We start from the raw sequence: 23,171 nt of genomic DNA on the forward strand, positions 1-23,171 counted from the left end.
ATGTATGGACAGTCACCTGCTAATTATATGGATCGGCTACGAATTGAACTTGCCTGTCAGATACTCCTTCAGAAAGAAATCAGCGTCACAACAGTTGCAATGGATATAGGTTATAAGACTAGTCAGCATTTTGCCACTGTATTCAAAAAGTATATGGGTCTGTCACCTTCGCAGTGGCGAAGGTGATTTCAGTTTAATAAGTACTCTAAAAAAGCAGTGCGTAAATAAACTATGCTGCTCGTTAGCTTAATCCCCCCACCCTGCCTGAATCTTTATATTCCCTGAATAAAATGTGATATTCCACAATTATTTAGAAAACGGAGCCCGCAAACTCTCGCGGCTCCGTTATTGTTGTTGCAGAATTGATTATAATTTACTGTGTGCTCCTGTAAAAAAAGGATTTGTTGCATAATTCATTAGAATAAATTTCTATGACATTATGTATATCGATAAATAACTATACGTCGATACGTTTGCACCACCCGCTCCTCAGAAACGTGAATCCAAATATCCCGCGATATAGGCCGCCTGCAACCGCCGCACCTCTTCTGTGAAGTGAACATGATCGCAGTATGCCGAGGTCCCAAATGTTCGACTGAAACTGTACAGATCCATTCGAGGAATATCGAAACTTTCCCATACTTGATCGGCTACCCTATTGTACTGCAATACATCCTCTCCAAATCGTTGAAAGGACTTACAACGTGCATTGTGAATTTCAGTCACAACATCGGTCGTTCGAATCCAAATCACATCATTTGCCATTTTCTGTGCTAGCTTAGCAATGCTTTGTAAGTTGTTTCGATAATCGTCTGGCGGCACTTGTTTGGAGCCATCCGTTAGACTACTTTTGATGTCGTGTAATCCGCAGTTAATAAGGAGAATATCGTAACGGGTCCCTTGGTTATGCTCTAAGGTCAAATATTCCAAAACCATCGAACTATCCCCACCGTTCGCTCCCATAGGTCTATCCAAGTTAGTCAGAGCCGCTTCCTCGCCACTTTTTCGATCATACCCATAGCGATCTGCCAACATATCCTTCAAATACGGTCCATATTGAATCGAGATGCTATCGCCAATGACAAACACATGACGCATTTGATTGCTCCCCTCCCCATTTACCAAAAGCCTTAAAATCCATCAAAAACAGCGGAATACTAAGTGGACACACAGTCGGAGTAAAATATCCGAGTCGATTCCAATGTCAAAAAAGTTTCGGTCGCTTTGTTAATCACTAGTTCTCATTATATGTACCGTTTCTGATGAAAATGCGATAAGGAACCGATCTGCCAACTGGTCTTTCGTCCACTGCTTGCTGTATCTTTGTATAGGTTCTCACCCCATATTTTAGGCTCAAGGCGAAATCGCTTGCCTGCAACCTCCGGCCCTCGTATACAGTTGCATCTGGGACGTACCTAGTACTAATGTGTAGTCCCAGTTTGACAGGAAACATAGTAAAATGCTAGATTGACATTAACATATTCTGAACGGAGGGTGAATCATTTGAGCAATTGTTTATTTATTATAAAAGCAAATAATCTAATAAATAAACAAGAAGCTGCATTCACCCACATTATTATTTATACAACCTATATTTAGTATTAATTTACATTTATATTTCTATTTTCGGATAGATTTTAAATGAGATGCTTCTGTTTATTAACAGGAGCATCTATTTTTGTTGAAAAATTTGGGGTGATGTATATGAACAAATAATAAAACTTCTAAAACCATTTGGAATGAAATGAGGTAATCAAAAATGATTGAAATCAAAAACATAACAATCTACACAAAAAAAGACAGCCGGGCATTGATACAAGACTTTAATTTAAGTATTCAACGTGAAGGTAAATTTGCAATCATCGGTGAGGAAGGAAATGGGAAAAGCACATTGTTAGAATTAATTTACGATGAGCACTTAATCTCAGATTACTGCACCTATGAAGGAAAAATAATTAGAAAATATTTATTCATTAGGATTTCTTTCTCAGGAACTAACGGTGAGGAGAAGCAAATGACCATTATCGATTTTTTCAAGGAAAATAATTGGAATAAAGGTTTATTAAAAGCCATGGATGATTTCGGTATTGAATCCTTGGTTTCAGAAAAAAAGATAGGCTTTCTTTCAGGTGGTGAACGGTTTAAATACCGTTTTTTACAGCTGCTAGCTTTAGATCCCGATGTCCTTCTGCTAGAAGAACCAACGAATGATTTGGATATTCAAACTATGGAATGGTTGGAAGTATTTATTCAGAAGACGACTACCTGAGTGTGGAAGAAGCAAGCAATTTTCAATTTGATTCAACTATTCATGTGCATAAGAGTAAAAAAATACTCGACTTTTCATTGGAGGTACTACAAATAGCTGACAAAAAGCTATCGCAAAATATCCATTTATCAATTACCGGGCCAGAAAAAGTAGCGATTATTGGAGAAAATGGTATAGGGAAAACGGCATTATTGAAAAAAGTGAAAGATGAGTTAATCCAACATTCTTCACTAAAGATAGGTTACATGCCACAAAACTATGAAGATCTATTAGATATATCAAAAACGCCGATTGAGTTTTTAGAAACTTCAGGAAATAAGGAAGCCATCACTAAAGCTTTCACGCATTTAGGAAGTATGAAATTTACCTCTGATGAATTGCATCATTCAATAGATCACCCAAGTGGGGGACAAAAAGCGAAATTGCTCCTACTCAAAATGATATTAGATCAGTGTGAAATACTTATTTTGGATGAACCGACAAGGAATTTCAGTCCATTAACGACGCCTGTTCTATGCAGTTCATTAACGGCTTATGGGGGTACTATTATTAGTATTTCACATGATCGCCGTTATTTAAATGAAGTAGCTACGACAATTTATGAGCTAACTCCTGAAGGTTTAACAAAAATAAAATAGGAATGGATTAGAGAAAACAGCCTAAAAAGCCCCGTACCCTCAAGGCACGAACCTGCGAAATTCATGTTCAATTTCAATGACATTTCATCTTCAAATCAGCGGCATTTTAAATTACAACTCACAAATAAATATAATGTGATATTCCAGAATTGATTAGAAAACGGAGCATGCAATCTCGCATGGCTCCGTTTAATATCGCCCGTGCACACCATCCCAGAAGATCCTGCTGCTGACTTCATACATAATCGATCACGCATCAAATCATAAGTTCAGCGGAGGAATAGGCAACAATCTTGTCACACCTTTGGAAACTCCCGTATTTATTTAGAAGATTCCGCATCCTATTCTCACCCTATACACTCCTGTCGTACTTTTTTCCCCTTCTAAAACGGGGGGTTTCCATTCATGTGACAGGTGCCGGATTGAACAAAGCCAAATCATTGTGCAGCCCCCAATGGTCCGCCCATGTTCTCTTCGTTCCGCTCGCAATACCGAGAATGAGACGGAACAGCTCCCAGCCCACTTCTTCGATGGTCGCATCTCCCGTCGCAATGGTTCCTGCATTCAGATCGATTAGATCGTGCCATTGCTCCGCCAAAGCATTTCTAGTAGACACTTTGATGACAGGAGCTGCGGCCAAACCGTAGGGAGTGCCTCTGCCCGTAGTAAACACCTGCACATTGATACCGGAAGCCAACTGCAGCGTCCCACATACGAAATCACTCGCAGGCGTTGCAGCGAATAGCAGCCCTTTATCGACAGCTCTTTCACCGGGGGACAGTACGCCGACAATCGGAGTCGTGCCTGATTTCACGATGGACCCGAGAGACTTCTCTACAATGTTAACAAGTCCGCCTTTTTTATTTCCAGGTGTAGGATTCGCACTACGGTCTACCCTACCGTTCTGCAGGTAATCATCATACCACTGCATTTCGCGGATCAAAGCCCGGCCTACGGCCTCATTAACTGCACGTGGGGTCAACAAATGAACAGCATCCCTGACTTCCGTTACCTCGGAGAACATAACCGTAGCTCCGGCACGTACCAACAAATCGGCGGCGTACCCGACTGCCGGATTCGCAGTAATCCCCGAGAAAGCATCGCTCCCGCCGCATTGCAATCCGACCACTAGTGCCGCTGTGGGACAAGTGACGCGTTTCCGGCGATTCAATCTGTCAAGCCGTTCCTCCGCCATCGCCATGATCTCTTTTATCATGGGAATAAAACCATGACTCTCCTGTAAGGTCGTGATCTTGCCCGATTCTCCGTCAGGTACTAGGCGTTCGGGAAGCAGCTTCTCGCATCCCAGTCCAACAACCAAGAGTTCGCCGCCAAAGTTCGGATTCCGTGCAATATTCTGAATCGTACGTATGGGAATGATGGCATCCGGGGCGTTAATCGCCACCCCACAGCCGTAAGTATGGGTTAGAGCGACAACATCCTCGACATTCGGATAGCGGGGAAGCAGCTCTTCTTTTATTTTCTTTACCGCATATTGAAGTACACCGGCAACGCATTGTACACTGGTCGTTATTCCCAAAATATTTTTCGTTCCAACGCTGCCATCTTCATTCAAGTAGCCTTCGAACGTATAGCCCTCTAAAGGAGGAAGCGTTTCCCGCACGCCGCTTGCTATCGGCAAATCCTCCAATCGAGGCGGCTCAGGCAATCTTACTAACGATTCATTAATCCAACTGCCCATTGAAATCGCTTTCATTGCATACCCGATTACTTCCCCGTAACGAATGATGCCTTCATCTTGATCAATATGGGTAAGGGCCACCTTGTGTCCTTGCGGAACATGTTGAAGGAGTCTAAGCCCACACGCGAATACGGTTCCTTCCGGCAAGCCTCCCGTGTTGACAACAATCGCAATATTATCCTTTGGATTCACTCTGATATACAGCGGCTTCTCAGCTTTTGACCGTTGAACAGTCATGATAACGATCTCCTCTCTGCACAACACATGTTCATGAATCAAACTCATAGTAATCTGTTATTATTAAAAAGTAAAAGTGATAAAAATTGGTTTTCTCTAAATAAAATTAATAGTAGAGAAGGGTCTGAAAATGGACTTGAAACAGCTGGAGTATATTATCAAAATTGCGGAGGAAAACAATATCACCAAAGCTGCGGAAAAGCTGTTCATTACTCAATCCGCTTTAAATCAGCAGCTCCTGAAACTCGAGAAAGAATTGGGGACACAGCTCTTCGTTCGTTCCAGAAGCAATTGGCATCTGACGCATGCTGGAACAATCTATGTAGAGAACGCCAAAAACATCCTGCACATCAAAAAAGAAACCTACAACCAAATCAATGATTTGCTGGAAATCAAAGAAGGCAAACTAACGATCGGGTTAACCCCGGAACGTGGTACCGTCATGTTTGCGTCTATATACCCGGTTTTTTACAAAAAGTATCCCAAAGTAAAAATCGAGCCCCTTGAAATGCCCGTAAAAAAGCAACAGCATGAAATAGCCCAGGGGAATTTGGATATAGGCTTTATAACCCTCCAAGATTTTCAAAAAACAAAAGATGCGTATATTCCTATCTGTTCAGAGGAAATTATTTTGGCTGTTCCTAGCTCCCACCCTCTTGCCTATCTGGGAGGCAAACTCGGCGAACCGCTTCCCGCAACTTGCCTAAAGCATTTTGAACAGGATTCATTTGCCGTCATGCAACAAGGATCCACGCTTCGGGAAATCTACGATCGTCTTCTCGCGGAAGACAACATCTCTCCTCTTATTTTATTGGAAACAAGGAGCTGCGAAACTTTATATGAAATGGTTGCCGAGGGTATATGCTGTTCCGTCATTCCGATCAGCTACGCCAAGCCTCGACCGAACGTCTCTTTCTTCTCCCTTCGGCAGCATCCGGTCTGGGAGATTGCCGCCAGCTACAAAAAAGACAGTTATCTAAGTCAAGCGGCTAAAGAATTGATCGCGATTTGTACCGAATTTTGGCTGCAAAAAATGAAAAATCTGAATGGAATTCAACGGGCCGGCTATCGATGAATGCGCCGTGAGAAAAGGACTACATTCTGATAGTCCTTTTGTTCTTGAACTTTAGTACCCGTTAGAATTCCTGTAATACGAAAAATTTGGCGTTTGAACAAAAACGAGCGCCTCGGTACGATGGGGTTACGCACGAGGTCGTTGCCTCAAAAAGCCCATCAGGAGGTCGCTCTACTGTGAAGTTTAAGGCAGGACAAGCAAAATCACTCATTGAAAAACATTACCGTTCATCACCTGGTCATCGGCATAGACATCGCCCAAGAGGTTCATGTGGCCCGCGCTGGATCAATTAAACCATATTAAACAGAAAGGAAATGCCGACTTCTGGAGTCGGCATTTCCTTTTCTGCTAAACACCTGCTATACAAACCAGTCAGGCGAGGTTCAATAAACTATACACCTAGCTTCTTGGCGTTACAAAATGCCTCCAGCGACTGGCGAACCGCTTGAGGCGTATCGAGGCGGAGAATGCGTTCCGCCAGCTCGCGGCATTCCTGACGATCCAGGCCAGCTAGTTGCTTCTTCATCAGGCTGAGACTGCCGGCCTCCATGCTCCATTCGTCAAGACCAAGTCCGAGCAGGAGCGGCGCGGCCAGCGGGTCGCCCGCCATGCTGCCGCACATGCCGGTCCATTTACCGGCGGTGTGGGAAGCTTCAATGACGGTACGGATCAGTTGCAGCACCGCCGGATGGAAATAATCGTACAAGTGCGCTACGTGTTCGTTCATGCGGTCTGCCGCGATCGTGTACTGAACGAGATCATTTGTGCCGATGCTGAAGAAATCGACTTCCTGCGCAAATAGCCCAGCCAGCACAGCCGTGGAAGGAATTTCAACCATGATGCCGACCTCCATGCTCTCGTCGAACCGGATGCCTTCCTGCCTTAGCTCAGCCTGCTCTTCCGTCAGTATGGCCTTGGCCTGCCTCCATTCCTGCAGTCCGGAGATCATCGGGAACATCACCTTCACCGTACCGAAGGCGCTGGCCCGAAGCACCGCCCGAAGCTGCGTACGAAGCAGCTCCTGGCGGAGAAGACCTACCCGTATCGCACGGAAGCCGAGGAAGGGATTCGTTTCCTTCGGAAGCTGCAGATACGGCAGCTCCTTATCCCCGCCGATGTCCATCGTGCGGATGATCACCGGGCGGCCCTCCATCATCCGGGCCGCCTCCTGGTACGCACGGAACTGTTCCTCCTCGCCCGGCATAGCCGGGGCGTTCATGAACAGGAACTCCGTGCGGAACAGCCCTACGCCGTCCGCGCCCTGCCGGACGGCGTTCTCGGCTTCCGCGGCGCTGCCGATGTTCGCCGCGAGCTCCACGCGCACGCCGTCGGCGGTCACCGCCGGACGCGCCGCGTACTCCTCGAGCGACTGTCTGCGCGCGAGGTCCTGCTTCATGCGGAGCCGGTACTGCTCCGCTTCCGCCTCTTGCGGGCGGGCGATGCAAAGCCCGGCTGATCCGTCGACGACGAGGATATCGCCGTCGTTAATAGCGTCGATGTAGTCACCTGCGCCGACAATAGCGGCAATCCCGAGGGATCGCGCGAGGATCGCGGTATGCGATGTGGCTCCTCCGGTACGGGTGATAAAGCCGACCACTTGGGTCGAGTCCAGCTGCACCGTATCCGACGGTGTCAGATCGTCTGCGACGAGAATCACCTGTCCGGTGATTCCGGTAAGGCCACGTGTTTGCCCGGGCGACAGACAGGCAAGAAGGCGGCTTCCGATATCACGGATGTCTGTGGCGCGTTCTTTCATATAGTCATTGTTCATACCTTCGAACAAGGCAGCGACATGGCTGACCACTTCGGAAATGGCCTGTGGCGCCGACTCCAAATGCTCTCTGACCCGCGCTTCCATCTTCGGATAGAAGGCCGGATCATTCAACAGCTTCCGCTGTCCCGCAAGAATACCGGCTTGCTCTTCACCGACGGCTTCCTTCGCTTTCTCCGTAAGCTTCTCCAATTGCTCAGCACAGCGTGCTTTTGCATCTCTGAGCTTACCAAGCTCGGCATCGATCGCGGCCGGGTTATCCGAAATAAGCTCCCCTGGGGGGGTGCTTCCCGCACCGTTAGCCTGTGCGGGTTTGTATACGTATGCTTTCGCGATCCGAATTCCTTCCGATACGCCGATTCCTTGAATATGCAGCCCTTTCATTAGGCTTCACCAAACTTGCTTTCGACCAGCTGTACCAAAGCCTCGACGACTTCCTTTTCCCCATCGCCACTTGCTTCGATTGTCACTACTGCCCCTTTTTCAATACCGAGTGTCATCAGCTCCAGCATGCTTTTGCAATCTGCGGCGTGTCCTTCCCCGTTCTTCAAACGTACTTCTGCACCAAACTGCCCTGCTTTTTCCGCAAAAAGCTGCGCCGGACGGACATGAAAGCCGTGCTCATTCTGTATCGTTACGGTTTGTGCGTACATGTCTTTCCTCCTCCTAACCGCCAGACTGTGATGAGAACTTGCAGGACCATGGCGTATGGTTTCTCTCTCCTGCTACCCTGCGCTTCATCTGATCCAGTCTTTGCCGGCGGTTGCTTTATTGGTTTGTGATAGATCCGGCTCTATGGCGAGCATCATCTATTTTGTAAGACAGGCTGCTGCTCATCTAGTTGAGCTAAACCCGCTCTATAATAGTCATACGAACCACTTTGGTTCCTCTTTTATTAGGACAGTAAGGCAATCCGTTCTTTATACGTTTCAACCAAAGCTTTGTTGTGCTCGTCAGAGCCATCGATATTTCCGCTTAGAAATACAGGGGGATTAAATCCTTTTTCAATCATAATCTCAATAGACTCCGCGAACAGAGCATTCAAAATGACAGCTCCGATAACCGTCGAGCTCGGCGTGAAAGGCACCTGAAGGCCCGGATGGCTCAGTACGGCATCTCCTTTGACCGAGAAATTATCGATCACAAGATCAACGGCATCCGCCAGATGCTTGCCACTGGTGTGGCGGGACGGCTGGCTTTTGGAATATTCCAGCGAGGTGATGCCTACGGTGAAGGCCCCTTTCTCCTTCGCCATCAAAGCAACATCCACGGGAACCGGATTGCGGCCTGAAGTGGACAGTACAAACACCACCTCGTCCTTGCGGATATCCTGCTCCCTCATAAAATCGACGGCAAGGCCGTTCTGTCTTTCCAGCTCTGACGAACGTACTGCGCCTTCATGAAGCATCAGCTTCTCGACAAAGATCGGACGAATCGGTACAAGTCCTCCTGCCCGGTAGAAGACTTCCTCTGTTAAAATATGGGAATGTCCGCAGCCAAACAAATGGATAATCCCACCCTGCTGAATGCAAGACGCCACTTTCTCAGCCGCTTCACGGATCGGCTTGGCCAGCTCGGAGCGAACTTTTTGCAACTTCTCACCAATTACATCAAAATACGTGTTCATCATCATCGCTTTCACCTCGTTGTTCCTGTGTACATGATATGACATGTTAAAGGATGTTCAATGCTTGCTTAGCCCGGAGAACCATCTCGGCCATCACATCCAGGCTGCGCTCGATAATCTTCTCCCCCTTCTCCCTCGTCGCCAGCGTTGCGTCCCCAAGCACGGCAGAGGAAGTAATCTCCTCCCACGGTGTTGGGGTACAATCGGCCTCAGCCGTTACATGAGGGGCTCCGTCGATGGCCTTGCTCATATCCACGTATTCCCCTGCGAGATAGAGCATATAAGATGTTTCGATTTCATCGGCATGCATGTAGGTCCCGTGGACAGCGGAAGCCTCCCTCACCTCAGCCGTTATTTCTTTCGTACCGGGATAAAAGAAATAAAACACTTTCAAATCAGGTACCCGATCATATAAAATTCTCGCGGTTTCCTTGAGCGCAACCGCGTTGCCGAGATGGCCGTTAACTATAACGAAAACACGAAAGCCCTGCTGATACAAACTTTCACCGATATCGGCCAACATCCGGATGAGCGCCTCGTTGGAGACGTTGATGCTCCCCGGGAAGTTGCGCAGGCTCCAGACTTGGCCGTAAGGGAGAGTGGGTAGAACGAAGCTTTCCGTCCGCTCCGCCAATTTGTCCGCGAGTCTGGCCGCAAGCAGATTATCTGTACCCAGCGGCAGGTGGGGACCATGCGCCTCGACGGCTCCGATAGGAAGTATCGCCGCGCGGAATTTGTGAATTTTGTCCTGCACCTCGTAGGAGTTTTCGAGTTCGAACTTCATCACGCGGTCCTCCTTATTTTTTGAATGAGAAGCAGTTGGCCGGATTGCTTACAAAAAATTTCTCAACCAGCTTCTGTCCGTCAAAGCCGCTGCGGTTCGCTTCATCCACAAAGCGCGGCACCCATTTGGAAATAATATACTCCAATCCGAGACCGTGATCATAATGCTTGTAGTAGGTTTTCCGAGCGGTATCTCCGCTGATCAGAATCTGATCCTCATGGCCTTTGCGAACGAGCTCAAGAATAAGCGAAATCCTAGTGCTCTCCGGTGCATACTTGATTTTACCGATGCCGTCAAAGCTCATGTAAGCTCCTGTTGACGCGATCTGCGCATGGTAGTAAGGGTCGGGATTGCGGTCCATATGCCCCAAGCTCAAATAGGACAGATTCACACCTTCGCTCTTTAGCAGCTCTATTTGCTCCAGCGCCATGGTACCGACTTCCGTATGGGAGTGGATAGGGGCTTTCGTCTCGTGATGAGCTCGTGCTACGGCGCGCAGCGTTTTCTCCTCCAGAGGAGTGATGCGATTGTAGCCTGTCCCGAATTTAACCTGACCCGCTTTGAAAGGGGTACCTTCGAGCCCCTCTTCCACCTCGCGGATGACGAAATCCGCCAGCTCATTAATGCTTTTCGCTTCAATCCACTTCGTGTAGGTTTCATAGTCGCCGGTGAGCGGCTTAAGCTCCTCTTTGATTTTGGCGTCCCATAGGAAGCTTTTGTTGAAGCCGGCTGTACCTACAATGTGAATGCCGGTTTCAGCAGCAATTTCCTGTACCGCCTGAACATCCCGTCCGTAATCGATGGCTGTAGCGTCTACGATGGAGCGCCCCCCGTGTTGCTTGAAATCAACAACGTCTAGCTTGGACTTCTCTTTATCGTCCAGCAGCATATCGTCATCCCCACGCTCCTGCCAGAAGGCTGGGCGGCATACGATATGTTCGTGGGAATAAGTGAAGCCGAGTTCCTCTTTGCGTATATCTCCATGTAAGGTACGGATAAAGCTCATATCGTTTCTCCTCCACTCTCTTTATAGGTAAGGAAGACGGCAGAGCTTAAACAGCACTAACCGTCTTTTTTCCACATAGAAATGTTTAATCTCACTAAACCGTTAAAATGCAGTGAAAAGCATTTCCCTTTTGCGATAAAACCTGCATCTGAACGCGGCTCCGATCAGGTTCATGCTTAAAAGAACAGCTTCGCCAGGAAGTGCAGAATCGGACCGAAGATGAACATATCGGAATCCGCTGCCCACATAGCCGTATCCGGCACGGTCGAAGCGATAAAGAAGCGAACCATCAGGAATTGTCCCCAAGCAACAATGGTTGATGTGATGAAGCCGCCGATAACGGCCCCGCGGACACCGCCTGTCGAGTTCCCGAATACACCGGCCGTAGCCCCATGGAAGAACAAGACGATCATCGTCGGGACGAAAATGTAAGAAACGGTGTTACCGAGTACAAGCAGCCAGATAATGGCCCCGCCGAAAGCTCCCAGGAAGCCAAGAACAACGGCATTCGGTGCATAGGGATACACAACTGGTGCATCCAGTGCAGGTTTCGCGCCTGGCACGAGCTTGGTAGCAATCCCGTTGAAGGCTGGAACCAGCTCGCCGACGAACATCCGAACCCCCATCAGAACGATGGCGATACCGCCTGCGAATGTGAACGATTGGATAATGGAATAAATAATAAAGTTCTGGTCACCCGATTTTTTTATCAGTTCTTGAGCCGCCGGGGTTCCTTTGGTCGATAAAATAATAGCCCCGATCAGGAATAAAATTCCCATGCTGAGTGCGGTAATGACGTTGGAATCGCGAAGAAACTCGAAGCCTTTCGGCACTTTAATTTTCTCGGAATCATTGTTTTTGTTGCCCAACAGTTTACCGAACAAGGCTGCCAACAGAGCAACCGAGGCCGAAGTATGACCGAGTGCAATGTTATCGTTGCCCGTGATTTTACGCAAGAACGGCTGAACCAGCGCCGGCTGGAATGTCCAGTACACGCCAAGCACGATAGCGACCATCAGAACGAGCTTCCAGATGGCAATATCGCTGGCAGCATGTACGATCACGCCTGCAAAAATAGTCGAAGTCCAGAACATCATATGCCCGGTCAAGTAGATAAATTTGAACTTGGTAAAGCGGGCCAGCGCTACGTTGATCAGAAAGCCGACTAGCATGGCGAGAGTGACGGCGCTGCCGAATTTGGAATTGAACGCGTCCTGCCCCATAAAGGTGCCGAGTGATCCGCTCTCCAGGCCGAAGACTTCTTTCCACATTGGCTCAAATACATTCAAGGCTTTCACGATGACATCGGAACCTGCACCGATGACCAGGAAGCCGATGATCGCTTTAAAGGTGCCGCTTACTAGCTGGCTCGTTGATTTTTTCTGGAGCAGAAGGCCCACCAGAACGATGAATCCGAGCAGAATAGCCGGTGTTCCGAAAATATTGGTGGCGATCCAAAAAAGCACTTCCATAAAGCCCCCTCCTTCTTAAATGGTTTACAGCACTTCCTCTAATTTCTGTTTAATTTCGTTGTTGTCAAAATAATTGTTGACGATAACCATTTTGGCAGCATGCCCTTGAAGACTTTGCGCCAGTTCGTTGCTGGTAATGATGTAATCGGCTGCTGTTCCGGATGCCGTAGAGACGTCCGTATGCTCCACATCGGCACTGACTCCCATGCCGTTCAGCACATTTTCCACATTCATTCTCAGAATCAGGCTAGTTCCTTGTCCCAGACCGCATACGCATAGAATTTTCATTGTTCGTTCCCCCTAATAAGTTGTTGGATAGTCTCCACATCAGATGCATTCTTGAATTGCTCCACGTTGTCCGGGTTGCTTAACAAAGTTGTCAATTTACGCAGCATGGCGATGTGCTCCGAGCTCGAGGCGCCGCCAAGCGCGAATACAAGCTGTACCGGATCGTTGGCTGAATGGCCGAAAGCAACAGGATTCTTCAATCTAAGCAGCGAAACGGACGCTTCCTTCACCCCGTCCTCCGCACGGGCGTGCGGCAGTGCAATATGAGGCGCCAGGACAAAGTACGGGCCTTTGTCACGGTAAGATTCCACCATGGCGTCGGCGTAGCGCGCTTCTGCCGCTCCCGCTTCCGCCAGCAATCCTCCTGCCAGGCGGATCGCTTCTTCAGACGTCTCCACTTCAACATCCAAGGCTATCATTGACGGTTCTAAAAATTTCATCTCTCATCTCTCCCAAATCCGGTAGTCTAATCGGTCAGGGACCGGCGTGTAACTGCTGCAGTATCTGTTCTTTCGTCTTGGCCTCCTTCAGTCGGGTGAGGCTTTCTTTCTCTCTGAGCAGGAGCGTCAGCTCCGACAGCGCCTTCAGATGGGATTCGCCATCAATCGCCGCCAGTACCAGAATGATCTGAACCTGGTGGCGGGCTTCCTCCGAGAAGGCGACGGGTTGCTCCAGCCGCAGCAGACTGATTCCGAGCCGCCGGACTCCATCCTGGGGCTTGCCGTGAGCGATGGCTATGCCGGGTGCAACGACGATGTAGGGACCGAGCGCCTCCACTTTGGAGATCATCGCTCCAATGTAAGCTTCATCGATGCGTCCATCCTTCAGCAGCGGCTGGGCGGCTTCGCGGATGGCACTCCGCCAGTCGGCTGCTTCTCTCTCCACGCGGATCATCTGACCGGTGAGCAAGTCCGCTAGAGAAGGCTTGCGCGCTTCGCTCAGCCACGTCTTCCCTACCGACAAGTAGCGGTTCAACTCCTCTGTAAGCCCGGTTTCATCCTTTACCGCGGCGTATTTATGGACAATATCCAACAGCGCTTGAACCGTGCTGGCCTGGGTTCTTGACTTTCTTCCGGCGACCGCGTTGATCTGGTTCAGCAGATGCTCCTTGTCCTTATCGCTGAGAATCGGATTCACTACGAAAACGGGCACTTTGCTGTTGGGCAGCGGCACCGTGGAGAAAATAAAATCGACGTTTTCTTCCTGATACGTCTCATAATTGCGCAGCGATAGCACCGCTGTAATATCCACAGCAGAGAATAAATGTTCGAGCTGCGATTTCAGCATCCGCGAAGCGGAAATACCGTTGACGCAGACGATGGCGGCCTGCCGCCTTGCTGCCGGTTGCGTGTTCTCTCTGCGCAGCCAGCCGCCGAAATGCATAGCGAGATAACCGATTTCGTGATCATTGAGCTTTCGTCCTACTATTTGTTCGAACGGTGCTGCGGAACGGCGAGTCATCTCGAACACTTCCCCATACTTGGAGACGATATTCTCCAGCAGCGGATTATCTAGACCCAGTCCGTACAAGATCCGGTAATATGCCGGTTTCAAGTGGACAAGAAGATTCGCCTCCATCGTTTCCCGGTTCGGTAGAAACACACAAGCGTGACGCTGAAAATCATCGATCATCTGCTTGGCCGCTTCCCGAAGCTGCTCAAGCACTTCCTCGGAACCAGTTATCTGCTCCACCCAGTTGACCCTCGCTCCCAACAGATGCATCGTAAAGTAGCAAACTTCTTCATCCGGAATGGAGACGGCGAACATTTGGCCGAGCCCTTCCGCAATACGGGCAGCGGATTCAAACTCCGGCATCCGATGGAGCACGCTCCGTTCATCTTCGTCAATCGAGATAAACTGCGCTTTCTGAATCCGCCGTGTATAAAGCAGGAAACGTGTGGTCAGATTAAACACCATCTCGTCCGTCAAGTCCACTCCCAGCGTTGTTTCGCTATCCGAGATAAGCCGGTACACTCGCTTCAGCTGTTCCGTCTCCGAAGGCGGGAACAAGACTAGGGCTAGATCGAGAGCGCCCGATTCCTCGTTCCGATTAAACGCCTGCTCCCAACCCGAACTGCCGAAAATCTGCCCGAAGTAGTAGCTCAGTGCCTTCCGCTTATCTCTCTCCTCTCCCTGAACGCCATAGCCTCGTTTACGGTCATAGGTTACCTTGAGCTTCAAAGCATCCATCTCCGGCCGGACGCTATTCAAATCCTTGAGTACGGTCCCCCGGCTAACCTTAAGAAGATCCGTCAAATGATGAACGAAGAGCTCCCCCTCCTCTGACAACAGATAGAGCGATAACCACGCCAGTCTTTCCCGGGGGGACCAATAGTACTCCTGTGCATGGACTCCTCCGGTCAACTGCGGAAGACCGCTCCTGCTTTCATCAGGCAAATAGTAGCCGGCAGTCCTGACATATTCGACCGGCGGAAGATGAATCGCTTTCAACCAGTCGTTGATTTTTTCCATATCGTAATAAACGGTCCGTCTGGAGATGCCGAGCTTCTGCATCAACTCATCCAGAGAAACATAATCGGCTGCTTCGTGAAGCAGCGTCAAAATCCGGGTACTGCGTTCGTCCAGAATACGGCATCAACTCCTTTGCCGTTTAGTGTAGTTCCTTTTTCAGTTCGATTATACCTACAGACTACAAATGAAGGACAGTTCAATTTGTGGAGGCTCTTTTGTGCAAAAGTGAATTCAAGTGTCCAAGCTCTATTCCTGCATAGCTCGGAGCACATGCTGTAATCGGGTGCTGCTACGAAAAAAGGCGGCCCCGGAGAATATGCCCCTGGCCGCTTAGTCCTGATCTTCCCTTACTCCCACCTATCTTGAGTTAAATCTTAAGGATAAGAGAGCATTCGTAAGAAAAATGAATCGTACCGATGCCCCTTATCTACAGAAATAGGGCTGAAAGGGCCAAGACCCGTTGAGACATGGGAGCGAGAATCTCTAAGGGCAGCATGGAGACGTGCTTAATATGGAATAATATGGGTGAGTTTACATCCCTTCTGTTCCCGCATGTCCTTATAGAGTACAACTCGTTACCGCATGCTCTGTTTCTCCTATCTCTCAAATAAACTAAAGGTGAAATCCTGCGAATTCATGGGCTAGAGTGTGAAAAAAACTACATCATATTGAGGGAGCTTAATGCCGTTCCCAGTCTAATACTTTATTTTCTCAGTCTACAATGTAGTGTAGTTCTTAAGATCAAAAGTAATAACTGCCTAGCATGCCGTTTAGATCTATACGATTTCCAATTTTACAAATAAATGTTCTAGTTCAAGCATACGTAAGGACATGTAGAGTGCTCCTAGAATTGCTGAATTTAACAATGCATGCTGCCACACAATTAGTGGCAGCATGCATTGTTGTTAAACTAACGTTCCCCGATAGCTGAACAGGCTGCCGAGCGGCAGACTCCATATTCTTAATAACCATAAAGTCATAAAATACATTTTCTATGCAAATAGAGTCAACTTTGTAAAGCGAAATATTTACTAAAAGGTAGGAGCAGGTGTTTCGTCTATTTTCATACGGAGTAAACTATAAGGCTTCTGTCGCAGGTCATTTCCATAATGAAATCTTGCCTGCCGATGTAATTGGTTCACGATGAAATATAAGTATTGATCTGGACCAATAGAAAAAGTATCCGGCCATAAAATTCTCGGATCATGTGCGATGGTTTCCATTATTCCATTCGGCAATATCTTTCGAATACTATTGTTTTCATAGTCTCCAGCGTAAACGCTTCCTTTTGCATCGGTGATCATTCCATCTGAAGCACCTTTTTCTCCCCAATACTTCACGTGATACTGTAAATTCATATCCGGTATCGTTCGGTCTCTTAGGGCTTCCGTTGAAATCGAGTACAGATGACGACTGGAGAGAGGACAAAAATACAACATCTTGCCGTCCGGGGAAATCGCTATACCATCGGATGCCAATCTAAAGGGTGAAGTAGATCCGTCTTTGTTTCGATTCATCAGGATTTTACCTTCAACTTTCGGTATGAGAAAGAGATCGGGCGAAGTTGAATTTGCCCCGTTTAACCGTCTCCAGGCATAACCGGTTTCTAAATCAACGACAATAATGGCTCCTGGTCCTCGGGAAGACGAATCCGTTATATAAGCATAACCTGCTTTACCAACACGAAAATCAAATCGGACATCATTCAGATAAGTGGTTGGCAGGACAACATCTTCCGTAAATGTATATACACTTCTTATGGTATTTGAATTTAAATCTACAGCGACTAACTTCGCCCCCCCTTTGATGGGTTCTGAGAAATTAGGAGCTCCTGTATCCAGTACCCAAAGCGTACCATTTCCATCAGCAACGACACTTTGGACACTAATGAAGGACGTTGTGATATTCGATGGGCTTACCACATTAGCGTCTAAACTAGGATACGGCTGCAATGTATCGTGAACGATTTCAGCCACCGTAAATATTACGTCGTCTCCCCATTTCGGAAAGCAAATGAAAATACGCCCGGTTTCAGAAACAGCAACGCCTGTAGGCATGGCTCCGTAAAATAAAAAAACCGCCTCAAACTTACCGAAATACTTTTCACTCGGTAACATCACTTGTATAAAATCCTCCTCAACAGGTTCGAACTGCTATCACCTATTTATATGACTGAATGTTGTTCAAGTGCCTGCATAATAAAATATTTTTACGGGAACCCCACAAGTGCTTGCCGACGTTAGCCGGACGAGCTTCACCTACGATTATATGGCCTATCCGATGACATGCGCGGTGTTTAACGCGTATTATCCGAGCCATCGGAGTGGCTGGATTCAATTCGGCTATTACGTGTTATTCACTACTGTACTGACGATAGTTGAGGTGCTGCTCGTACAATATACCGATCTGATTCGGTATGTTCGTTGGAACTGGTTTTGGTCGTGGGCCACGATTTTTCTCACATTCCTGATGACTCGAGCGTTCTGCGTGATCTACTTCGGAACCATGACACGAGTGGAAACGGCAAAACAAAGGAACGCAGCCAGTACGACACGTTCCTAAATGTGGGGCTATGCCCCGAAGACGTCGCCCAGCTTGCGCTGGCCGCGCTCCTGCTGCCGCCGCGCGATGGTGCTGAAGAACGTCGGCATTTTAACGACCAACCCGTAATAATAGGAAGCAGAAGAAAGAGGGAGTCCCCTTAAGGGCCTCCCTTTCGCTTGTCATGATTCGTTGTGCTGGGCCGGCAAATCAAGCGCGTTCGCCGAAGTGCAAAAATGTCTCATTGAAATGGGGGCAATTTCCGTAGTCTGCTTATATCCACTTACAATTATGGTCTTCAACATTAAGAGGTTATTGACGGTGACTCTCCGTGTCTATGGCAAATACGTTCCTCCGATCGTCAACGCAGGTCATTTGCCCTTGCGGAGAGTATCGGCGTAAATTCGGAAAACATCATACGCAGTGTCTACATAGACAGACGACCATACCTCGACATTAGTGAGCTTGATTCCACTTGTATACGAAAAAAGAAGAAGAATCTCGCCACTACCAAAGCTACCGTTTTATTGTTGGTCCGGCAGACGTAATGCGTTTGCTGAAGTTTGCGCTTGATCTAAAAATTCCTCTGCTTGGGTCAATTGCTGCCGGGCCGTCTCCAAAGCTTGTGAATTTGTTGCCGCATTAGATTCACTTATCGAGCTTATCGCTTGATTTAAAGCCGTTTGCGCCTCAGAAACCGCGTTAGATGCAAGCTGCTCCAGCGTATTGCCGCTCGAGTTAAGTGTACCTTCCGCCGGTTTTCTTGCATTTTCGGTGGCTAGATCAATTTTGTTTTCATTGGGCAAGGTGAGTCCTCCTTCCTTGAGCAAAGATCAATAACTTTAACAGAAATATTAAACAGAAATAAGTATGCGGTTGAGATTTTGATTATATTCTTACGACTGCATGGGAATATCCGGACCCCATATTTCCGGCAATCATTTTTAGTATAAGATCCGATGAGTCGGAGAATCTAACGTTGATAAAAAAAGGAGGGAATAATTTCTCAATGAATACGCCAACGCTAGCGCCGCACGAATCAATGGAACTGCATGAAGCGTTAAACTTTAAAACGCTCTGCCTGGCTAAGTCAAAACTTATGCAAGGCTTGGTCTTTGACCAAGAGCTAAAAGCGTTAATGCAGAAAGACGTATTTCAATCCACACAACAGATCGCCGAGCTGCAAGCAATCTACGCAAGAGCTCCTTTCCAAGCGCCTGTTCCGAATAGCCCCACACCTATAACACATTAAAGGGGAACGCAAATGAATACTGATTATCTAGACCCGATTAATTCATTAAATATGCCGGAAATGGCAGATATGACTTTTGCAATGGACTTCCTTCTTCGTGCCAAGGAGGGTGTGCGAAATTTGTCCATCGCCCTGACGGAAACGGCTTCTCCGGATGTAAGAGCTCTGCTGCGCAATCATCTTAAGCAGGGGATTGCTATGCACCAAGAAATCACGGAGCTCATGATTCGCAAAAAATGGTTCCATCCTTACGAGCTGAACGAACAGTACCAACTCGACCAGCTTTCGGCGAAAAATACGGTGATGATCGGGCAGATGAATTTGTTCCCGGATGATACGTCGCGTAAAGGGATGTTTGATCGGACCCCAGATGAACATATTGGAGGACATAATGCATGAAGGCGGTAACGTATCAAGGGATTAAAAATGTCGCGGTCAAAGAGGTACCGGATCCGAAGATTGAGAAACCGGACGATATGATCGTAAAGATCACGAGTACCGCCATTTGTGGTTCTGACCTTCACCTTATTCACGGGATGATTCCTAACCTTCAGGAGAATTATGTCATCGGGCATGAACCGATGGGGATCGTAGAAGAAGTAGGCCCCGGCGTGACAAAGGTAAAGAAAGGCGACCGTGTGATCATCCCGTTCAACATCGCGTGCGGAGAATGCTTTTTTTGCAAAAATCAGCTGGAAAGCCAATGTGACAAGTCAAACGAACACGGGGATATGGGGGCATATTTCGGCTACTCCGGAACGACCGGCGGATATCCTGGCGGGCAAGCCGAGTATTTACGAGTCCCGTTCGCAAATTTTACCCACTTCAAGATTCCCGAAAACTGCGAACAACCGGACGAAAAGCTAAGCTTAATCGCCGATGCAATGACGACAGCATTCTGGAGCGTAGATAACGCCGGCGTAAAGAATGGAGATACGGTCATCGTGCTCGGCTGCGGTCCGGTCGGACTTCTGGCCCAGAAATTCTGCTGGCTGAAGGGAGCAAAGCGGGTCATCGCCGTTGACTATGTCGATTACCGCTTACAGCATGCGAAGCGAACGAACAATGTGGAAATCGTAAACTTCGAACAGGATAAGAATATCGGCAACAATCTCAAGGAAATGACCAAAGGCGGCGCCGATGTCGTGATTGATGCGGTAGGAATGGACGGCAAGATGAGCGATCTCGAATTTCTAGCCAGCGGTATGAAACTGCAAGGCGGCACCATGAGCGCATTTATCATTGCGTCTCAGGCTGTCCGCAAAGGCGGGACCATCCAAGTCACTGGGGTATACGGCGGACGCTATAACGGATTCCCGCTCGGCGACATCATGCAGCGCAACGTGAATATCCGTTCCGGACAAGCTCCGGTCATTCATTATATGCCGTATATGTACGAGTTGGTTACGTCGGGGAAAGTGGACCCTGGAGACATTGTTACGCACGTCATTCCGCTCAGCGAGGCCAAGCGCGGCTATGAAGTGTTCGATACGAAAACGGACGATTGCATCAAAGTCATCTTAAAACCTTGAATATGGATAAATAAATGGGAGGACAATCCAAATGAATTCCAATTACGCCTTGCATGAGATGCTGGAGGTTCGTGAAATGGCTGCGTTCAAGACCGTTTGCATGACCAAATCCAAAACCATGCAAGCTCTGGTAACCGACCCGGAGCTCATACAAATTTTGCAGCAAGACGTGCAATTATCACAGCAGCAGCTTCAGGAGCTCGGTGGAGTGCTGTCTAAAGTGACCCTATAGGAGATAAAACATGAACACAATACTAGAACACATGACAGGGCTTCATACGCTGACCGACGACGTGATCGCAATGGATTTTTTGATGAATGCCAAGAGCGGAGTCAGAAACTACGCCATGGCCGTAACCGAATGTGCCACCCCCGAAATCAAGCAAATTTTGATGAAACAGCTCGACGAAGCTATAGACTCCCATGAAAAGATAACAAACTACATGATGCAGCGGGGCCTATACCATCCCTACCATATTCCAGAGCAAGTTCAGCTCGATCTGAAAAATATTCAGACCGCTATGAACATTCCGTCCTGACACCGTATTCGTCCCGACAAAACGCGCAAAACCACCATGGTTCAAGCGCGTTTTTGATTTTAGCAGAAGTCTTTAGAGAATAAAATGTTCCCCGTGTCAAGAATCCAACAATACAATAAGAGCAGACACGCTCCGCACTTATTTTGGCTTCGTCAGAAACACACTTGAACAAGCGTTCCTTCGTTTGTTTTGCTTCTGATTGTCATCGCCACGCACTCTGTGGATCTCTGCTCTCACGTCTACCCTTCTCTATAGGTATTCTTATGTTGCCAATCTTTGCAGATAACGTCTGATTTGTGATTTTAAAATACTCAATCCCCGCGGCATTCTGTAGAATTAATTGAACTATTCTGCCAATTAGTTGAGAAAACGGCATCCGAGTAGTAGTGAACAGCACCCCGTCAAGTAGACAGTACAAATAATAAAACAGTTAAGCGGCCTTGTTCCTGAATTCCATCGGACTAAGGCCGTTTAATTTTGCTTGTAATCGTTCATTATCGTAGAAACAGATGTAAGCCTCAATATCTCTCTTGAGGTCATCAAAAGTTTCGTACCTGTGTAAATGATACTTCTCGCACTTTAAAGTTCCCCAGAACGATTCCATTGGGCCGTTATCGATGCATCGCCCAACCCGAGACATGCTCTGAGACATCTTGTTCTCATCCAAAATCTTCTTGAAGTCCAGCGATGTGTATTGAAAACCACGATCGCTGTGCAGCATAGGCTTGCTTCCAGGGGCCGCTTGTAAAGCTCGCTCCAAAGTCTGAAATACCAATGGGTTGTTATTGGAATCGGTAACATCTGTTACCCATTTCTCATTAGGCGCTGTTGCTTGAAACTCACGGTTTAACAGGTTCTCTGCCACTTGTTGTGGAGTAGAACGCATATATTTTGGTTTCTTCCTACGGATTACGGACTGGATTGCCTTTAGCTTCATCAACCGATATACACGTTTATGGTTGATCGCTTTTCCGGTTTGTTTGCGCATATGCAGGGTTAATTGACGATACCCAAAGGTACGCTCTACTTTCTCGTAGATGTCCATCATCACTTGCATCAGCTGCTCATTCTCTAACTCATGAGAGCTATGTTCGCGATTTAACCACTTGTAATAGCTTGAGCGTAATTTCACAGAGATGCTGAATACTCATTGATTCATCCTTTTGAAGCGCTCGAATGGCAAGGTAAACCGTTTCTTGTCGTATATGACCTAGCGTCGCCTTCTTTCGAGTTCCTCTAACTTTTTTAAAAATGCATTTTCGGCCATAAAGCGCTCAATTTCATATTCCATCTGCTTCATCTTGAGTTTCTGCTGCTCAGCCTCCGTTAACTCTTCCGGAGCTTTCTTTCTGCCCCGGCCATCTTTTAACGCATCTTGACCACCATCTTCAAACTTCTTCACCCATTGATACACTTGTTGGTAGGAGATCTGGAATTGTCCCACTGTTTTTTGATAGTCATGCTGATTGGTCAAGCAATACTGAACAATCTCTATCCGTTCCTGCCACGTCGTAGTACGACCCTTTGTCATAGTTTTTGGTTCCCATTTATAGGCATTTAAGCTGTTATGACCATTATACTTATTAATCCAGTCGGAAAGTTGTCTCGTACTAGCTATCTTGTATTTCTCAATGATCTGGTACTGGGATAATCCCCCTTTAAGATAATCCTTCACAGCTTGGAGTTTAAGTTCAGCGGTATAACTTTGATTATGTGTACGGCTCACCAGACCCTCAGCCCCATAAAGTTTGTAACGCCGCTGCCATTTCATCAAAGTTGTTTTGTTGACCTCATATTTCTTAGCTAGAAAACCAATCTCTCCCCTTGACACTTCTTCAAGAATATTGAGTTTCTCTAGCGCATTATATTTTCCTCTAGCCATGAAAAAAGCTCCCCTTACAATGGTATTATCCCCTTCAAGTAGACACTCAAAAAAAACCTTCATGTTATCATGGAGGTTCGAGTG

General features: G+C 47.5%; 25 protein-coding genes. 10 read left to right on the forward strand and 15 right to left on the reverse strand.

The annotated features are described in order from the left end of the window. Window positions 1-186, forward strand: a complete 186-nt coding sequence (locus tag BP97_RS41785; RefSeq protein WP_081824398.1) for a helix-turn-helix domain-containing protein — start codon at window positions 1-3, stop codon at window positions 184-186. Window positions 187-489: 303 nt separating this feature from the next. Here BP97_RS41785 and BP97_RS0128305 read toward each other — a convergent pair whose 3' ends face one another. After that, window positions 490-1,098, reverse strand: a complete 609-nt coding sequence (locus tag BP97_RS0128305; RefSeq protein ID WP_036746688.1) for an SGNH/GDSL hydrolase family protein — start codon at window positions 1,096-1,098, stop codon at window positions 490-492. A gap of 661 nt (window positions 1,099-1,759) precedes the next feature. On the opposite strand from BP97_RS0128305, the gene BP97_RS41240 reads away from it, so the two are divergent. Both BP97_RS41240 and BP97_RS41245 read left to right on the forward strand, forming a co-directional pair. Beyond that, a complete protein-coding gene (locus BP97_RS41240) occupies window positions 1,760-2,269 on the forward strand; it encodes an ATP-binding cassette domain-containing protein (RefSeq protein WP_231506470.1) in 510 nt (169 codons plus the stop codon). A gap of 2 nt (window positions 2,270-2,271) precedes the next feature. Continuing rightward, window positions 2,272-2,907, forward strand: a complete 636-nt coding sequence (locus tag BP97_RS41245; RefSeq protein ID WP_231506474.1) for an ATP-binding cassette domain-containing protein — start codon at window positions 2,272-2,274, stop codon at window positions 2,905-2,907. Between the two features lie 403 nt (window positions 2,908-3,310). On the opposite strand, the gene garD is transcribed toward BP97_RS41245, so the two are convergent. Then, window positions 3,311-4,846, reverse strand: a complete 1,536-nt coding sequence (gene garD / locus BP97_RS0128315) for a galactarate dehydratase (protein ID WP_028552126.1) — start codon at window positions 4,844-4,846, stop codon at window positions 3,311-3,313. Between the two features lie 130 nt (window positions 4,847-4,976). Here garD and BP97_RS0128320 point away from each other — a divergent pair, with 130 nt between their 5' ends. Next, a complete protein-coding gene (locus BP97_RS0128320; RefSeq protein WP_028552127.1) occupies window positions 4,977-5,921 on the forward strand; it encodes a LysR family transcriptional regulator in 945 nt (314 codons plus the stop codon). A 391-nt stretch (window positions 5,922-6,312) separates the two neighbouring features. Here BP97_RS0128320 and ptsP read toward each other — a convergent pair whose 3' ends face one another. From ptsP to BP97_RS0128370, 10 genes are all read right to left on the reverse strand, one after another. Beyond that, window positions 6,313-8,076, reverse strand: coding sequence for a phosphoenolpyruvate--protein phosphotransferase (gene ptsP, locus BP97_RS0128325; RefSeq protein WP_028552128.1), 1,764 nt, complete (start codon window positions 8,074-8,076; stop codon window positions 6,313-6,315). Then, window positions 8,076-8,345 (reverse strand): HPr family phosphocarrier protein, encoded by a 270-nt coding sequence (locus BP97_RS0128330; RefSeq protein ID WP_028552129.1) that lies wholly within the window; start codon window positions 8,343-8,345, stop codon window positions 8,076-8,078. The genes ptsP and BP97_RS0128330 overlap by 1 nt, the downstream gene beginning before the upstream one ends. Window positions 8,346-8,587: 242 nt before the next feature. Next, a complete protein-coding gene (locus tag BP97_RS0128335; RefSeq protein WP_028552130.1) occupies window positions 8,588-9,322 on the reverse strand; it encodes an SIS domain-containing protein in 735 nt (244 codons plus the stop codon). A 43-nt stretch (window positions 9,323-9,365) separates the two neighbouring features. Next, window positions 9,366-10,103, reverse strand: a complete 738-nt coding sequence (locus BP97_RS0128340; RefSeq protein ID WP_028552131.1) for a creatininase family protein — start codon at window positions 10,101-10,103, stop codon at window positions 9,366-9,368. A gap of 13 nt (window positions 10,104-10,116) precedes the next feature. Continuing rightward, window positions 10,117-11,109 carry a phosphotriesterase family protein gene (locus BP97_RS0128345; protein ID WP_028552132.1) on the reverse strand — a complete coding sequence of 331 codons (993 nt, stop codon included), beginning with the start codon at window positions 11,107-11,109 and terminating at the stop codon, window positions 10,117-10,119. Window positions 11,110-11,285: 176 nt separating this feature from the next. Then, window positions 11,286-12,581: a PTS ascorbate transporter subunit IIC gene (locus tag BP97_RS0128350; protein ID WP_028552133.1), complete on the reverse strand. Its 1,296-nt coding sequence runs from the start codon at window positions 12,579-12,581 to the stop codon at window positions 11,286-11,288. 24 nt (window positions 12,582-12,605) lie between these two features. Further along, window positions 12,606-12,869 carry a PTS sugar transporter subunit IIB gene (locus tag BP97_RS0128355; RefSeq protein WP_028552134.1) on the reverse strand — a complete coding sequence of 88 codons (264 nt, stop codon included), beginning with the start codon at window positions 12,867-12,869 and terminating at the stop codon, window positions 12,606-12,608. Next, a complete protein-coding gene (locus tag BP97_RS0128360) occupies window positions 12,866-13,309 on the reverse strand; it encodes a PTS sugar transporter subunit IIA (protein WP_028552135.1) in 444 nt (147 codons plus the stop codon). The genes BP97_RS0128355 and BP97_RS0128360 overlap by 4 nt, the downstream gene beginning before the upstream one ends. Window positions 13,310-13,343: 34 nt before the next feature. Further along, window positions 13,344-15,458: a BglG family transcription antiterminator gene (locus tag BP97_RS0128365; protein ID WP_331281327.1), complete on the reverse strand. Its 2,115-nt coding sequence runs from the start codon at window positions 15,456-15,458 to the stop codon at window positions 13,344-13,346. A gap of 914 nt (window positions 15,459-16,372) precedes the next feature. Continuing rightward, the gene (locus BP97_RS0128370) at window positions 16,373-17,458 is read right to left on the reverse strand and encodes an L-dopachrome tautomerase-related protein (protein ID WP_197035559.1); all 1,086 of its coding nucleotides are present in this window, start codon (window positions 17,456-17,458) and stop codon (window positions 16,373-16,375) included. A 109-nt stretch (window positions 17,459-17,567) separates the two neighbouring features. On the opposite strand from BP97_RS0128370, the gene BP97_RS37720 reads away from it, so the two are divergent. Further along, the gene (locus BP97_RS37720) at window positions 17,568-17,903 is read left to right on the forward strand and encodes a CBO0543 family protein (protein ID WP_231506475.1); all 336 of its coding nucleotides are present in this window, start codon (window positions 17,568-17,570) and stop codon (window positions 17,901-17,903) included. Between the two features lie 503 nt (window positions 17,904-18,406). Here the strand turns inward: BP97_RS37720 and BP97_RS0128380 are convergent. Continuing rightward, on the reverse strand, window positions 18,407-18,688 hold the full coding sequence (locus tag BP97_RS0128380; protein ID WP_028552138.1) for a hypothetical protein: 282 nt from the start codon (window positions 18,686-18,688) through the stop codon (window positions 18,407-18,409). A 203-nt stretch (window positions 18,689-18,891) separates the two neighbouring features. On the opposite strand from BP97_RS0128380, the gene BP97_RS0128385 reads away from it, so the two are divergent. Genes BP97_RS0128385 through BP97_RS0128405 form a run of 5 tightly spaced genes read left to right on the forward strand, consistent with a single transcriptional unit; the run spans window position 18,892 to window position 21,205 of the window. Beyond that, window positions 18,892-19,134, forward strand: a complete 243-nt coding sequence (locus BP97_RS0128385; RefSeq protein ID WP_028552139.1) for a hypothetical protein — start codon at window positions 18,892-18,894, stop codon at window positions 19,132-19,134. A gap of 12 nt (window positions 19,135-19,146) precedes the next feature. Then, the gene (locus BP97_RS0128390; RefSeq protein ID WP_028552140.1) at window positions 19,147-19,533 is read left to right on the forward strand and encodes a spore coat protein; all 387 of its coding nucleotides are present in this window, start codon (window positions 19,147-19,149) and stop codon (window positions 19,531-19,533) included. Continuing rightward, on the forward strand, window positions 19,530-20,666 hold the full coding sequence (locus tag BP97_RS0128395) for a zinc-dependent alcohol dehydrogenase (protein ID WP_028552141.1): 1,137 nt from the start codon (window positions 19,530-19,532) through the stop codon (window positions 20,664-20,666). Before BP97_RS0128390 ends, BP97_RS0128395 begins: the two co-directional genes overlap by 4 nt. 31 nt (window positions 20,667-20,697) lie before the next feature. Then, entirely contained in the window at window positions 20,698-20,898 is a 201-nt protein-coding gene (locus BP97_RS0128400; protein WP_028552142.1) for a hypothetical protein, read from the forward strand. A gap of 10 nt (window positions 20,899-20,908) precedes the next feature. Further along, window positions 20,909-21,205, forward strand: a complete 297-nt coding sequence (locus BP97_RS0128405; RefSeq protein ID WP_028552143.1) for a spore coat protein — start codon at window positions 20,909-20,911, stop codon at window positions 21,203-21,205. Window positions 21,206-21,635: 430 nt separating this feature from the next. Here BP97_RS0128405 and BP97_RS0128410 read toward each other — a convergent pair whose 3' ends face one another. Next, the gene (locus BP97_RS0128410) at window positions 21,636-22,337 is read right to left on the reverse strand and encodes an IS3 family transposase (protein WP_156043378.1); all 702 of its coding nucleotides are present in this window, start codon (window positions 22,335-22,337) and stop codon (window positions 21,636-21,638) included. 78 nt (window positions 22,338-22,415) lie between these two features. Beyond that, the coding region (locus BP97_RS0128415; RefSeq protein ID WP_156043380.1) for a helix-turn-helix domain-containing protein at window positions 22,416-23,171 on the reverse strand (756 nt) is incomplete at its 5' end.

The sequence above is a fragment of the Paenibacillus sp. UNC451MF genome (assembly GCF_000686845.1).
Lineage (GTDB): Bacteria > Bacillota > Bacilli > Paenibacillales > NBRC-103111 > Paenibacillus_S.